A 13,220-nucleotide genomic window follows, 5' to 3' on the forward strand; every position below is an offset into this window, starting at 1 on the left:
GCAGCCAGTCGGGGAATCGGAGAATTTATGTGCCTAAAACCAGGGGATATTCTGCGCGCGCGCTACCGAATTATCGGTCAATTAGGTGAGGGAGGGTTTGCTAAAACCTATACGGCTAACGACGCTTTGGGCAGCCCCGAAAATCCCCTGTGCGTCGTCAAGGAAATTGAGCCGCCTCAATCTAAGGATGCGCGGCTGTTGGAAGAAGCACAACAGCAATTTGAAAAAGAAGCTAAAACCCTGAAGTATCTCGATAAGTGTCCGCGCATTCCCCAGTTAATCGATCGCTTCCAAGAACAGGGAAAATTTTACTTAATTCAAGAATACATCGAAGGAAATCCGCTGAATAAAGAACTCGCTTCTCTCAGGCAGTTTAAGGAGTCAGAAGTTATTGATTTATTGCTGGATATTTTGTCAGTTTTAGATTGCGTCCACTCTCAAGGTATTATTCACCGCGATATTAAACCGTCAAACTTAATCCGGCGCAAGCTAGACGGCAAAATTGCGGTGATTGATTTTGGGGCAGTAAAAGCGATCGGTACTTTGGCGATCGATAACGGTCAAATAACTCAAACTCGTGCCGTTGGTACAGACGGTTATATGCCGGCGGAACAGTGGAAAAATCAGCCCAGATTTAACAGCGATATCTATGCTGTGGGAATCATCGGCATTCAAGCGATCGCAGGTTTAGATATTGCAGATTTTTTCAACCATCAAAAAACTGGCGAACTCGTCTGGCATTACTCCACTGACGATCGCCCGATGGTACAAATTAGCGACAAGCTAAAAAAAGTTTTAAATAAGATGGTGCGCTACCACTTTAACGATCGCTATCAATCCGCTGCTGAAGTGTTACAGGATTTGCGAGCGATCACAGCATTGCACTCACCACCACCGAAACGCAGGCTGTTTTCTCGATCTATCTTTGGCTTGTTGCCATTGGCAGTTGCGGGAATGACAGCGGGACTGGCAGCCCCTATTTTTTTACGCACAATTACACCTAAAACTTGTCCTTTAATCCAAGGAGATGCTGTGAGTTGCGGCGAAGAAATCCTAGTAAAAACTTCTTCGCCTCGGTTAAAGCAAAGGGGAGTTGAGGAGTTTGCCAAATCTAATTATGAATCTGCTTTTAATTTATTCAAAAAATCCTGGAACGAAGAAGACAGCATCGATCCCGAAACTTTAATTTACATGAACAATGCTTGGCTTCAGGCTAAAAATGCTGATTATTACACAATTGCTGTTGCCGTTCCCATCCTGAGAACTCAGGAGGGTTCTGTAATTAATGCAGATTCGGCAAAAGAAATTTTGCGCGGCGTTGCCCAAGCCCAAACACAAGTTAATTTAGGATTAAGCGCTGCTAATGAGAGGAAGAAAAGCTTTCCCGGTCACAGCTTTCTCGAAGCCAAAGCTATTAACGAAAAAGGTCTGAAAGTCATCATTGCTGACGATGCGAATTTAAAAACAGAGGCCATTAAAACAGCAAATGCACTGGTTAAACAGCCGGATATTTTAGGAGTAGTCGGTCACTATGCCAGCGAAATTACCCTATCAGCGGTAGATATTTATGACCAAAATAACCTGGTTTTGATTTCTCCGGGAAGCACAACGGAAGAACTGACAGAAAAGCATCGAAAAATTTTCTTTCGCACATCCTATTCGAGTCGGTTTGCTGCTCAAACTTTAGCAAAGTATCTGCGGTCAGTAGGCAAAAATCAAGCGACAGTTTTATACAATCCCGGCAGTTCGTCTGGTTCTTATTTTACACAAGCTTTCAAACGGCAGTTTCAAGATGACAAAAAAGCAAAAATAGTCAGAAGTCGCGAGTTTGATTTATCCAAAAATGAATTCAACGCCCAAACAGCTTTAAATCAAATCCAGCGCACAGGGGAAACTGCGATCGTGTTATCTCCAGACGGTCAAATTACTAATTCATTAAATAACGCGATCGCAATGGTTAAAGCCAACGGCAATCGCAATTGGATAGCCGGAATTTGGGTACTCTACAAGTGGAGAACTTTGGAAGCCGTATCCCAGTTAAAATCTTTTGAAAAACTAATCGTCTCTGTCCCCTGGCATCCCTTAAGCAGTGTTAATAAAAAATTTCCTCAACAGGCTCAAAAGTTGTGGGGAGGAACGGTAAATACCGATACCGCCTTAGCTTACGATGCAACTATTGCACTGATTAAGGCAATGGAAATGCAGCAGCAACCCAGCCGCGAAGGAATGCAAAAAACGCTTTCTCTTCCGAATTTTATTGTGGAAGGAGGAACAGGAACTATTCAGTTTGATGCGAAGGGCGATCGCAAAAATTCCCCCAGCGAATTGGTGCATATTGTCAAGTGTCGAAAAGAACAATTCGGTGTAGCTTTTGTTCCCGTCAAGTATGCGACAGCAAAAGTGGCAGGTTTAAAGTGCTATTGAACTCATTTCTGATTGTTTCTGGGCGTCATTCGTGAGTTATTTCCCTAATTCTTGAGAACGCAAACAAGCTGCTTTCACTGCTTCGATTAGGGCCGATCGAAAGCCGCTACTCTCTAATTTCGCAATTCCCGCAATAGTCGTGCCGCCGGGACTTGTAACTTGATCTTTCAATTGTGCCGGGTGCATTCCCGTTTCTTGCATTAGCTTCGCCGTACCGAATACTGTTTGCAAAGCTAATTGAGAGGCGATCGCCCGTGGCAGTCCTGCACAAACTCCGCCATCTGTCAAGGCCTCAATTAAAATTGCTACATAACCAGGCCCGGAACCCGAAAGCCCCGTCACCGCATCCAGCATACTCTCAGGCACTTCTACCACTTCTCCCACGGCCTGAAAGATGCGCTTTACCAATTCTAAATCAGCCGGTTGCACGAGTTTTCCCGAGGCGATCGCGCTCATTCCCGCTCCTACCGTTGCTGGGGTATTCGGCATCACACGCAGCACTCCCCGCCCCGGGAAGGCTGGTTCGAGCTTGCTCAGTGGCACTCCTGCCAAAATCGACACTACCAGCGCTTCTGGCTCAGAATTAGCCGTTTCTCCATTATTGCCCTGTTGGCGATCGGCAGCCACGGCCAACTCCAAAGCTACCGTATCAAAAACTTGCGGTTTAATCGCCAAAAACAGCACTTCTGTAGCGGCAGCAACTTCTAGATTGCTGGCTGTTGTTCCAATCCCGTAGGTTTCCGTCAAAAATTGGCGGCGTTGAAGTTGTGGGTCGCTCACCAATATTTCTGAAGGCAAATAAACTTTTTGTGCAATTAAGCGGGATAAGAGAGCTTCTCCCATTACCCCGCCGCCGATGGTACCAAATTTTATGTTAGTCATTAGTCAGTTGTCACTTGTCACTTTTGAGTTATCAGTTGTCAGTTGTCAGTTGTCAGTTGTCATTGGTTACTTAGTTGTTAGCTAATGTTATTAATCCGCAGTGTTTATTCCACAGTTATTAGTTGTTAACTATTGACTACTGACTACTGACTACTGACTACTCACCACTGTCAACTGACTACTAACTACTGACTACTGAGCGATTGGAGCTTGTTCTGCAGGCCAGACTGTTGGTGCAGGAGCAGCAGCACGAGGGCGTCCTTGAGCAGGAGGCACTTCGTGAACCACACCAGACTGAGTTCTCACCTGCACGCAGCTAGGCGTAAACAAGAAAATACTTTCGCCAATTCGCTCTTGATGACCGTCAAGGGCATAAGTACCGCCCGCCACAAAGTCCACAGCTCTTTGCGCTTGGTCTGGGTCCATCACCGTCAGGTTCAAAACCACAGACTTCCGTTCCTTAAGCGCTCGAATTGCTGCCGGCATCTCTTCAAAAGTGCGCGGCTCCATTACTACTACTTCCGAAATCCCGTTCATAGCTCCAGGCATTCCAATCACGTTATTCATTACTGACCCTACTCCCCCGGTTGGTGCAACGACATCCATACCTGTCGATCCTACTACTGACCGCTCTCGCATTCTACGATTTTGACGACGTTCTTCTTCGGCTGCTGCGACTGCAGCGGGGTTCGGTTCAGGCGCTGGGTAGAAGTTCTGATAGCGCTCCCCTTCGGTTTCGTCGTACACGTCATCGTACTCAGGCTCATTGTTGATGCCTACAAAATCTCGCAGTTTAGAAAAAATATTCATGATTCACTCTCCTTCACGACTTTGCTGCCCCGACTATACTCGCGTCGCGCGTTAGTCGCGGGTGGCTGACTACTATATATTTAACCTAAATTGTCTTTATTAGAAGATTTGAATTATTTATCCCCTCCTAGAGCCAAATAAGGTTTGTCCTAGCCGTACCATAGTAGCACCTGCTTGAATGGCCAAATGATAATCTCCCGACATCCCCATCGAGAGCTGCTGCATTTGAATGCAGGACAAATTTTGCTGTTGGATTTTGTCAGCAAGTTCGCGGGTGCTGTTAAATAATTCTAGGATTTGCGAGTCATTTAACCCCAGTGGGGGTATTGTCATCAAACCTTGAATTTTGATATGCTGACATTTGTTGAGTTCTGGAAGGTCTGCAAGCAGTTCTGGAACGCTCCAGCCGTATTTGTCCGGGTCGGGCAACATTTTGACTTGCAGGCAGACTTGGGGAGAGCAGGACTGTTCGCCCGCCAAGCGCGAAAGTCGCTGAGCGATTTTTAAATTGTCGAGAGAATGAATCCACTGGAAGATCTCTAGGGCTTTGGCGGCTTTGTTGGCTTGCAAGTGGCCGATCAAGTGCCAGTTGATATCCGGTAAATCTTGCAGTTGCCTTTGTTTGTCGGCAGTCTCTTGAACCTTACTCTCGCCAAAATCCCGGATACCGGCGTCGTATGCTTCCCGGATAGCATCAGTTGGTACCTGTTTGGTAACGGCAATTAACCGCACTGATTCCGGCAAGTGTTGGCGAATGCTGTTAATTCGAGAGGCAATGCTCATGGGTGCTCAACGCTGGGAAGGGGAGGGAAGGAAAATTAAGACAGTTACCAATTACCAAGTTACTGATTTTCGCTATTGAAACGTGCGCTGGTGAATGGTCTGCAATTGGTCGTACTCCTGATATTGACCGCTGCGACGCAGGGTTCGCAGGCGAATTTCGACCATGAGGCGAGCGTCGGAGCGGCTGATTGGTTCAAATCTCAGCCCGCCTGGGCCGTTTGTCACCAAAAAAAACAGGCGCTGGGCGTATAGGGTGGTAAATAATTCTTGGCTGTCTTCAACCTGGGATACTCTGAAGAGGAGGCCAAAGTTTGGATGATTCAGGTAAGTTTCGGTAGTCATTAACGCTCACAATCGATCCATTTTAGATTAAAGATTTAGATTTTAGTTTCGCTCGATCGCCCGACGGCGTTGTTTGACGGCGGGGTACAAAGAGCGATCGCCGTAGCCGTGCAATAGTCTCCGTCGTGGCTGAGGCTCAATTGCCACTGGCAATTTCCCCAAACAGAGGCCTGTGCTGCTGCGGTTCCGTGCAGTTGCACGTTTGGAGCACCGTTTTCGGAGCGCCGAATCTCCACATCTGCATACCGTATTCCCCGCCATCCCGTGCCTAGAGCTTTGACAACGGCTTCTTTTGCTGCCCAGCGCCCCGCTAGTTGGTTGCAGGAAACTCGATTCATTTTACCTTTAATGCTGCTGTGTTGAGAATTTAGTGACCTACAATCCCTTTGTTCGGCGGGCGTGTAAACTTTTTCGAGGAAGCGATCGCCAAACCGGTCTAATGCGGCTTGTATGCGCGGAACATATACGATATCTGTCCCAAGATAGATGTTCAAGGTCTTGGTTCTCTAAATATTTGTCTCCATTACTTTAGCAGGACTGTCGCGCACCAGACAAAACTTACTCAAATGTAGGCCAGTGCTCAAAACGACGAGCTTCATCAGTCATTCCCAATTCTTTAATATTCTTCAATCTCAAATCTAATCAATAAATCTAAAATCTAAAATCTAAAATCTAAAATCTTAACTGTCCCAACCCCAAACCAAGCGGGCGCTCCAGAGGACGAGCAAGCAGCCGAGGGCGATCCAGTCTCGGATTTTCAAGTGCAACTGGTGCCATTCTACACGGTGTCGATCGGGACTGGTGAAGCCGCGAACTTTCATGGCGCTGGCTATTTGTTCAGCTCGCAGGAGCAAGTTTTCTAACAGTCGCTCGGCTATCATCAACCACACTTGAGCTGCGCTGCGAAATCCGAGTTTTTTCCAGTTTATCGCTCGGGTTCTGACCGATCGCACTAGATTTTGTATTTCTTCCAATACTAGGGGAATGAACCGCAAAGATAAAGTTAATGTTAGCGCTATTTCGGTGACTGGCCAGTTCAAGCGGCGCAGAGGCTGCATTAAGTTTTCAATCGCGGCGGTGATTTCTTCGCTGGCTGTGGTGAGAAGGTAGAGGTTGGTGCTGTAAATTACTGTGAAAAATAGGGTACTGACGTTGATAGCTAAATCTAGGGATTGGCGGGTGATTTTAATCGGGCCTTGTTTGAATACAACGTAACGGTAGTTTGTGGGTTGGGGGAGTTGATTTGGGCTTTGGGCTTTGGGATTGGGGATTGGGGAGTTTGAGCCTAAGTTAAAAGGTTTGTACCAGGGTTTGGGTTCTTGACGGGGTGGAAGGGTTGCGGGCTGTTGGGAAAAGGTTAATTCGTCGGCGGGGATGCGGGGCTGGTGTTCTGAGCGGAGTCCGTCGGGGGCGATCGCGCTGAGACCAAATACTAATAGACAGAATAGCAGCAGCAGTCCCATTTGCTGTTTCCACACGCGCAAGGGAATTGCTGCTGTTAGTGTCAGTACGATTAACATTCCTACTAGCATCAACCGCCAGATGGGATTGGCGAGTATTGGCGCAATCAAAAATGTCATCAACCAAGCTAGTTTTACGCGGGAGTCTAGCCGGTGCAGCCAGGTTACTGGTTGTTCTAGGTAGAGTCCTATCGGGAGCGATCGCAATAAATCCATTTTGTCGATTTGAGATTTTTAATAATATAAATTTATTGAACCGCGAAGACGCGTTAGGCGAAGCCGCGCGTAAGCGCTAGGACGCGAAGGAAGAGAAAAGAAAGAAACGCAATTTGCTTTGATTATTAAACTGCGTTTTTTCTTTAATATAAAGTCTAGAATTACTTCACGCGCAGTGCTCTGTTGGTTGTGCTGATTTCGCTGGCGCGAACTTTTTTGCCTCTCCAAAGCAGCCGCATTGGTGTACCGGTAAAGCCTAGATGTTTGCGGAATTGGCTTTCCATGTAGCGGCGGTAATTTTCGGTGAAGCGTTTGGGATCGTTGACAAATAGGGCGATTGTCGGTGGCTGCGATCGCACTTGAGTACCGTAATAGATTTTGCCTTGTTTTCCTTGGCGGGTAACTGGGGCTGAGTGCCAGCTTGTGGCTTCTTCTATGACTTCGTTAATCACGGCGGTAGGGACGCGACGTTTGTGTTCGTCGGAGGCTTTGTCTACTAATTCAATGATTTTTTCAACTCGCTGTCCACTCATGGCGCTAACAAAAATCATTTCTGCCCAGTCGAGGAAATAAAGTCGGGTTCTTACTTCTCTTTCGTACTCGTAGATGGTGTCGGAGTCTTTTTCTACGGCGTCCCATTTGTTGACGACTATGATGCAGGCTCGACCTTCTTCGCTGATGCGATCGGCTAATTTTTGGTCTTGGTCGGTAACGCCGTCAATTGCGTCAATTACTAGCAGTATTACGTCGGCCCGGCGGATTGCTTTGAAAGCGCGGTTGATCCCGAAAAATTCTGCACCGTATTCGACGTTTTTCTTTTTGCGTATTCCGGCTGTGTCGATCAGGCGGTAGGTTTTACCGTTGCGTTCTACTAAGGTGTCGATCGCGTCGCGGGTTGTGCCGGAAATCGGGCTGACTATAGCGCGGTTTTCTCCGAGAAATGCGTTTAACAAACTCGATTTGCCGACGTTGGGACGACCGATAATTGCTACTTTAATTTCCTCAACTTCTGGTAATACTTCGGTGGGAAGATAAGTTATTAATTTGTCAAGCAATTCGCCGGTACCGTTGCCGTGAATGCCGGAAACTGGGTAAGGTTCTCCGAGTCCCAATTGCCAAAAGTCGGCTGCTTGGGTGAGTCCTGTATTTTCCGATTCGCATTTGTTGACGGCGAGAATGACGGGGACTTTTTGCAGTCTCAGCCAAGATGCGATCGATTCGTCGCCGCCGGTGAGCCCGGTTTGTCCGTCTACTACGAAAATGGCTGCGCTGGCTTCTGCGAGGGCCGCCATTGCTTGTTCGCGAATTAAAGGCAGAAATTCTGTCTCGTCGTCGAATACTAGCCCGCCGGTGTCTACGACTTGATATTCCCGATCGCCCCAGTATGCTGGTCTGTAAGTGCGATCGCGCGTGATTCCTGGTTCGTCGTGGACGATCGCGTCTTGGGTATTGGCTAAACGGTTGACGATCGTCGATTTGCCTACATTGGGGCGTCCAATAATAGCAACTATAGGTAGAGACATAAAAGTAGCAGCAATGAGGCTGCGCCGTAATTTTGAGGTTTAGCCTTTTATTGTAAGCCAAACTGGCTGGGATTGTATGCGATCGGGCTGCATCGTGTATTATACGCCCTCCGGGGCTGTGCTGCCCGCGCCGCGAACTCATGGCGACCTCCGGAAACGAGATAAAGTACCATCGGACTGTTAATTTGGATTACCAGGCTCTGCCTGGTAACGATAAATGCTTGCTGCCCATTCTCTAAAAATTGCTAAATGGAACGACTTATTTCTGTATTCGGGTTAGCTGTTTTTGTCGGTTTGTCCTACGCCTTTTCAGTCGATCGGCGCGCTGTCAAGTGGCCGCCCGTATTGTGGGGAATTGCTTTACAGCTAATTTTTGCTATTTTGATTCTCAAAACTGCTCCTGGTTTGGCTGTCTTTAAATTTTTGGGAGATTTGGTGACGCAGTTTCTCAATTTTTCTGATGCGGGGGCAAAGTTTATATTTGGAGACAATTTTGCCGAACACTTTATCGCTTTTAAAGTGCTGCCGACTATCATTTTTTTCTCTTCGTTTATCAGCCTACTTTATCACTACGGCATTTTGCAGCGAGTTGTGCAAGCAGTGGCATGGTTAATGATGAAAACCATGAAAACTTCGGGCGCAGAAACGCTTTCTTGTGCTGGGAATATCTTTATCGGGCAAACAGAAGCTCCTTTGTTAATTAAACCTTATTTGGCGGCGATGACGCTCTCGGAACTCCATGCTGTCATGACGGGAGGATTTGCCACAATTGCCGGCGGAGTCATGGCAGCTTATATTTCTTTTGGAGTACCGGCTCAACATTTAATTGGGGCGTCGGTGATGTCTGCACCAGCAGCTTTGGCTATTTCTAAATTGCTGTACCCAGAAACTGAAAAGTCGCTGACTGCTGGGGGGGTGGAGGTGAAGGTGGAAAAGGTTTATGCTAATGCGGTGGATGCGGCGGCTTCGGGTGCTAGCGACGGGTTGAAATTGGCGGCGAATGTGGCGGCGATGCTGATTGCTTTTTTGGGTTTGTTGGCTTTTTTTAATGCGCTTTTGGGGTGGTTTGGAGGGCTAATTAGTTTGCCTGAGTTGTCGCTAGAATTAATTTTAGCTTATTTGATGGCTCCGGTTGCTTGGCTGATGGGGGTGCCTTGGGCTGATTGTGCAGAGGTGGGGATTGTTTTGGGAAAAAAAACGATTTTGAATGAGTTTGTTGCTTATTTAGATTTGATGGAATTGGTGAAACAACAGGCGATTTCTGAACGATCGCAAATTATCTCGACTTATGCTTTGTGCGGGTTTTCTAACATTGGTTCGATCGGGATTCAGATTGGGGGAATTGGCGCGATGGCTCCTTCGCGGCAAGGCGATTTGGCGAGGTTGGGCGTGAGGGCGATGATTGCTGGCTCTTTGGCTTGTTTTATGACTGCTTGTATCGCGGGAATGCTGATTTGAAAGTTTTGAGTTTTTAGTTAAGCTTTGCGGTGCTTATGGTGCACCTTATATTAACTCCAGTAAATGTTATTAAATAAAAGTTAAAAAACCCACCAAATTATTTGATGAGTGGTATTGCTTTGATGATTGGCGAGGCAGGACATGGAATTTTAGCGATCGGCTATTATTGAAAATAAGCAGGAGTTTAGTTTTTGACCAAAGCTTAAAACAGCAGCTTAAAAATGGAAACTAAATTTCCCTCAAAGCTCAACACATTAGGTGGTAATATGGCTGTTCTGCAACTAGAAGACGGTAGAACATATACGGATATCCGGGCAATCGCGAGTCAACTGGCCGTTTTAAATATTGAGATCGATTCTCTGCCCACCAACGAAAATCCGGCGTTTCAAGAACTGCTCGTTCAAGACATTCTCAATGTTACAGAAAAACAGCAGATTCTCGCAGCATTTAATAGCGAGTTTGAACAGTTCAAGCGCGCCAGCGGATATCAGTGGTGCGACTTAAAAGTGCTGCATCCAGGTTCGCAGCAGATTTACGCGCTGATGACTCAAAGCGATCGCACTCACACCCACACAGATGCAGAAGTTCTTCACATTTTAGCTGGGGAATGCGTTTTTGGGTTTGTGTACTCTAACGGCTCTCAGGTACAATTAATGATGCAAGCTGAAGAATACATTAAAGTGCCTGCCAATACCGAACATTGGTTTTATCTCACTCCGTCGCTGTACTTGAAAGCCTTGCAGTATTACACCAGTGCTCAAGGCTGGGTTCCTCAGTATACTAACAGGAAACTAAAAATTAAAAACTAAATTTAGGGTGCGCTTCGGCGCACCTTCCTCTATCAAAATAGACGCTTGAAATGGCGAATTAACAAACAAAATCTCTCTCTAATAGCCTAGGATTAAATGCTCTCTACTTCATTAGGAGGGGCCATTTCAATTTCTTCGCAACGCTGCAAAAGCGCTTCTATTTCCTGGGCTAAAAAAATTACTTCCGGCCAAGAAGAACCGTTAATTAAATCTTGAGCGTGAGCTAATTTGTTTCTCAATGCTTCTGCTGACTTTAAAAAACGCTCCCCGTAGCGTTTGGATTTGAGCCCCAGTCGATCGACTATTTCAGCAGAAGTGAGGATTAAATCTCGCTTGTCGCAGAATTGCAGGTAATCGATTAAGTCAATCGCTTCATTTCGCGATCGCCCCAATTCCCAAAGGTGTTTGGCGGCTAAAATGCGATCGCCCTTAAGGAATTTTTGCCAAGAATCTTGGGGAAAGTAAATCCGCACGATTCGCAATAAATTCATTTCGAGAAGCGTCACCAATCCAAACAGCAGCATCCGCACCGGTGCTTTTTGCAAATCGCCGCAGGTAACGATACCGTTGATCCTGTTGCTTTCTAATACAAATAATCTCGGTTTTTCTCGCAGCAGCGGCAGCAATTCCATCAAAGGAGTGGCAGCGGCGATTAATTCTGAGGGATGAAAAATTTGCTGGTAGTCGCTGCACTTGCCTGTGATTAAGTGCGATCGTTCTACATAGCCGCAAACCGTACCGTTTTCTTCGATACCGAGTACGTCAAAATCGCGGGCCTCCATCCACGATCGCAATTTGACCGCATCTTCGCAAGCGGGGACAGCTTTCAGCGGTTCCGCGAGGTATTTAACTGTAATGCTGTCTTTGAATAAATCCCGCAAGTCGGCGGAACTTGATTTTAAATGTTTCATGTCCGGTAATTTCATGGATCGTTGCTGCAAGTAGAGACGCGGCATTACCGTGGGAAGCATCTCAGTTTTGTAACAAGTATTTTTTAGGAGTGGGAGGCGGACGATCGCACACGGATAGTAAAAGCAAAACTGAGATGCTCGCTTAGCGTGTCTCTCCAAATTTCATGATATTACTTACTGGCTAACTCCGGGCAATAATGGTTGGCGGCAAGAGTGGTAATAATATCGGCATCCGCCAGAAAACTTTCTTTGACAGTGGGATTTTCGATACTGACAGCTTGCCCGATCGCCCTTAATTTAACTTCCGGCAGAGAAACTCCCGCTTTTGCTTCCGCACACATTCTTTTAGCGGCCGCAATTTTTTGACCAGGTGCCCTTTGGATTGCTTGCAATAAATTATCCGTTGCTTCGGGAGAGTAGCTTTTTGCTAAGCGTTTGTAGTCTTCGACAAATTTCCCATCGTTTCCTGTCAGCTTAATGTCGGATTCTTGAGGCGAACACAACAAATTTAAGTTAATTACTTCTCCCACTGAATTAACAAGAAAACATCCTTCGCGTTCTTGGGCGATCGCGCTTTGGTTGCTGGGTACAAATTGTATAATAACGGCGGACAGAACAGCAGTTAAACGCAAGTATTTTAGCATGGGAATTACGTGATATATTGGGAATTTTTAACCGACGAATGCGGAGCAATGCGGTATTTTTGAGTTAGAGCGTGTCCGGTCAATTAACCGACGAAATACTTGGCAAGGCTAGTTTCACCCACACTCTATAATTTCTACTAAAAATCGGCATACATAAACCAGCCCCGACTAAGCGAAAATAAATCATTGCAGGAAAATCAACCGACATAATATCAGACGAACATTTCGTTGTCTAGGGAAGTTTTCATTAACAGCAAACATCCCCGTTGTGTGAGGGGCGAATGTGTGGAACCTGGAACCGATCGAATGTAGTCGCCTTGATGGCAAATTTCCCCTTCTACAATTAAGTCTCCTTCTAATACAAGCACTTCCTCCGAGGCAGCGTGTCGGTGCATGGGAAATGTTACTCCCGGTTCTAATCGCATCAAGCAGGTAATTTCGCGCTTTTTTTTGTCAATGTAAAGCTTGCCAAACGAGACTCCCGGAACTCCATAAGATTTCCATTGGACATCGTTCGATCGCACGATTAAAGATGGAGTATTGTTCTCCGTTGGGGAGGTAACACTCGGCTTTAAATTGACTGATTCTGCCGGGGTTAGTGGCAGTTCGGCTATGCGCTGTAACACGCGGTTTTTGAGGTCGGGGGCGACGGGAACTGGGGGGGCTGTGTAGGCGATCGCGGCAATTGTTGATTCCAAAGCAGCTAATTCACTTTTAAGTTCTGCGGACTCTTTCAATTTCTCTGCAAATGCGCCACGTTCTGACTCGTCGAGGATATCGAGAGCTTGAAGGGCTGCAAGGATGTTATATTCCTCGTCTGGCATAATTTCCCTCTGTTTTTCGCCAATAATTGTAATTCCGCCTAAGTTGATTTTAAATTTGAGATTGTCTCCTGCGCTCGCACTCAAGATGGATGATTGGAGATGCCACAATTTTAGATTGATGTTAAACAACTTAA

At 46.4% G+C, this 13,220-nt stretch carries 13 protein-coding genes; 3 read left to right on the top strand and 10 right to left on the bottom strand.

Features of this window, described 5'->3' with window-relative positions:
- Positions 1 to 27 precede the first annotated feature (27 nt).
- The gene (locus tag QUA71_RS08010; protein ID WP_333283868.1) at positions 28 to 2,424 is read left to right on the top strand and encodes a bifunctional serine/threonine-protein kinase/ABC transporter substrate-binding protein; all 2,397 of its coding nucleotides are present in this window, start codon (positions 28 to 30) and stop codon (positions 2,422 to 2,424) included.
- A gap of 36 nt (positions 2,425 to 2,460) precedes the next feature.
- On the opposite strand, the gene proC is transcribed toward QUA71_RS08010, so the two are convergent.
- The 7 genes from proC to der all read right to left on the bottom strand — a co-directional run bounded on the left by proC (position 2,461) and on the right by der (position 8,440).
- On the bottom strand, positions 2,461 to 3,306 hold the full coding sequence (proC, locus tag QUA71_RS08015) for a pyrroline-5-carboxylate reductase (RefSeq protein WP_190656554.1): 846 nt from the start codon (positions 3,304 to 3,306) through the stop codon (positions 2,461 to 2,463).
- A 192-nt stretch (positions 3,307 to 3,498) separates the two neighbouring features.
- The gene (locus QUA71_RS08020) at positions 3,499 to 4,116 is read right to left on the bottom strand and encodes a cell division protein SepF (RefSeq protein WP_190656556.1); all 618 of its coding nucleotides are present in this window, start codon (positions 4,114 to 4,116) and stop codon (positions 3,499 to 3,501) included.
- Positions 4,117 to 4,233: 117 nt separating this feature from the next.
- Positions 4,234 to 4,899, bottom strand: coding sequence for a YggS family pyridoxal phosphate-dependent enzyme (locus QUA71_RS08025; protein WP_333283871.1), 666 nt, complete (start codon positions 4,897 to 4,899; stop codon positions 4,234 to 4,236).
- A gap of 72 nt (positions 4,900 to 4,971) precedes the next feature.
- Positions 4,972 to 5,241, bottom strand: a complete 270-nt coding sequence (pipX, locus tag QUA71_RS08030; protein WP_006634205.1) for a transcriptional coactivator PipX — start codon at positions 5,239 to 5,241, stop codon at positions 4,972 to 4,974.
- A gap of 35 nt (positions 5,242 to 5,276) precedes the next feature.
- The gene (acpS, locus tag QUA71_RS08035; protein WP_333065641.1) at positions 5,277 to 5,735 is read right to left on the bottom strand and encodes a holo-ACP synthase; all 459 of its coding nucleotides are present in this window, start codon (positions 5,733 to 5,735) and stop codon (positions 5,277 to 5,279) included.
- Positions 5,736 to 5,921: 186 nt separating this feature from the next.
- A complete protein-coding gene (locus QUA71_RS08040) occupies positions 5,922 to 6,917 on the bottom strand; it encodes an energy-coupling factor transporter transmembrane protein EcfT (RefSeq protein ID WP_333283873.1) in 996 nt (331 codons plus the stop codon).
- Positions 6,918 to 7,078: 161 nt separating this feature from the next.
- A complete protein-coding gene (der, locus tag QUA71_RS08045; RefSeq protein ID WP_006634202.1) occupies positions 7,079 to 8,440 on the bottom strand; it encodes a ribosome biogenesis GTPase Der in 1,362 nt (453 codons plus the stop codon).
- Between the two features lie 249 nt (positions 8,441 to 8,689).
- Between der and QUA71_RS08050 the strand changes: the two genes are divergently transcribed.
- Together QUA71_RS08050 and QUA71_RS08055 are read left to right on the top strand one after the other, a co-directional pair.
- Entirely contained in the window at positions 8,690 to 9,898 is a 1,209-nt protein-coding gene (locus tag QUA71_RS08050; RefSeq protein WP_333283875.1) for a NupC/NupG family nucleoside CNT transporter, read from the top strand.
- Positions 9,899 to 10,119: 221 nt separating this feature from the next.
- Positions 10,120 to 10,707 (top strand): acireductone dioxygenase, encoded by a 588-nt coding sequence (locus QUA71_RS08055; protein WP_333283877.1) that lies wholly within the window; start codon positions 10,120 to 10,122, stop codon positions 10,705 to 10,707.
- Positions 10,708 to 10,799: 92 nt separating this feature from the next.
- Here the strand turns inward: QUA71_RS08055 and QUA71_RS08060 are convergent, their stop codons facing one another.
- From QUA71_RS08060 to QUA71_RS08070, 3 genes are all read right to left on the bottom strand, one after another.
- Entirely contained in the window at positions 10,800 to 11,618 is an 819-nt protein-coding gene (locus QUA71_RS08060; protein ID WP_333283879.1) for a hypothetical protein, read from the bottom strand.
- A gap of 170 nt (positions 11,619 to 11,788) precedes the next feature.
- Positions 11,789 to 12,262 (bottom strand): DUF732 domain-containing protein, encoded by a 474-nt coding sequence (locus tag QUA71_RS08065; protein WP_333283881.1) that lies wholly within the window; start codon positions 12,260 to 12,262, stop codon positions 11,789 to 11,791.
- 212 nt (positions 12,263 to 12,474) lie between these two features.
- Positions 12,475 to 13,170, bottom strand: a complete 696-nt coding sequence (locus QUA71_RS08070; protein ID WP_333283883.1) for a cupin domain-containing protein — start codon at positions 13,168 to 13,170, stop codon at positions 12,475 to 12,477.
- Positions 13,171 to 13,220: the final 50 nt, after the last annotated feature.

The sequence above is a fragment of the Microcoleus sp. MON1_C5 genome (genome assembly GCF_036701875.1).
Lineage (GTDB): Bacteria > Cyanobacteriota > Cyanobacteriia > Cyanobacteriales > Microcoleaceae > Microcoleus.

Coding starts and splice junctions, on each gene's coding strand:
- QUA71_RS08010 (WP_333283868.1), top strand. CDS start 28: ATGTGCCTAAAACCAGGGGATATTCTGCGCGCGCGCTACCGAATTATC.
- proC (WP_190656554.1), bottom strand. CDS start 3,306: ATGACTAACATAAAATTTGGTACCATCGGCGGCGGGGTAATGGGAGAA.
- QUA71_RS08020 (WP_190656556.1), bottom strand. CDS start 4,116: ATGAATATTTTTTCTAAACTGCGAGATTTTGTAGGCATCAACAATGAG.
- QUA71_RS08025 (WP_333283871.1), bottom strand. CDS start 4,899: ATGAGCATTGCCTCTCGAATTAACAGCATTCGCCAACACTTGCCGGAA.
- pipX (WP_006634205.1), bottom strand. CDS start 5,241: ATGACTACCGAAACTTACCTGAATCATCCAAACTTTGGCCTCCTCTTC.
- QUA71_RS08040 (WP_333283873.1), bottom strand. CDS start 6,917: ATGGATTTATTGCGATCGCTCCCGATAGGACTCTACCTAGAACAACCA.
- der (WP_006634202.1), bottom strand. CDS start 8,440: ATGTCTCTACCTATAGTTGCTATTATTGGACGCCCCAATGTAGGCAAA.
- QUA71_RS08050 (WP_333283875.1), top strand. CDS start 8,690: ATGGAACGACTTATTTCTGTATTCGGGTTAGCTGTTTTTGTCGGTTTG.
- QUA71_RS08055 (WP_333283877.1), top strand. CDS start 10,120: ATGGAAACTAAATTTCCCTCAAAGCTCAACACATTAGGTGGTAATATG.
- QUA71_RS08060 (WP_333283879.1), bottom strand. CDS start 11,618: ATGAAACATTTAAAATCAAGTTCCGCCGACTTGCGGGATTTATTCAAA.
- QUA71_RS08065 (WP_333283881.1), bottom strand. CDS start 12,262: ATGCTAAAATACTTGCGTTTAACTGCTGTTCTGTCCGCCGTTATTATA.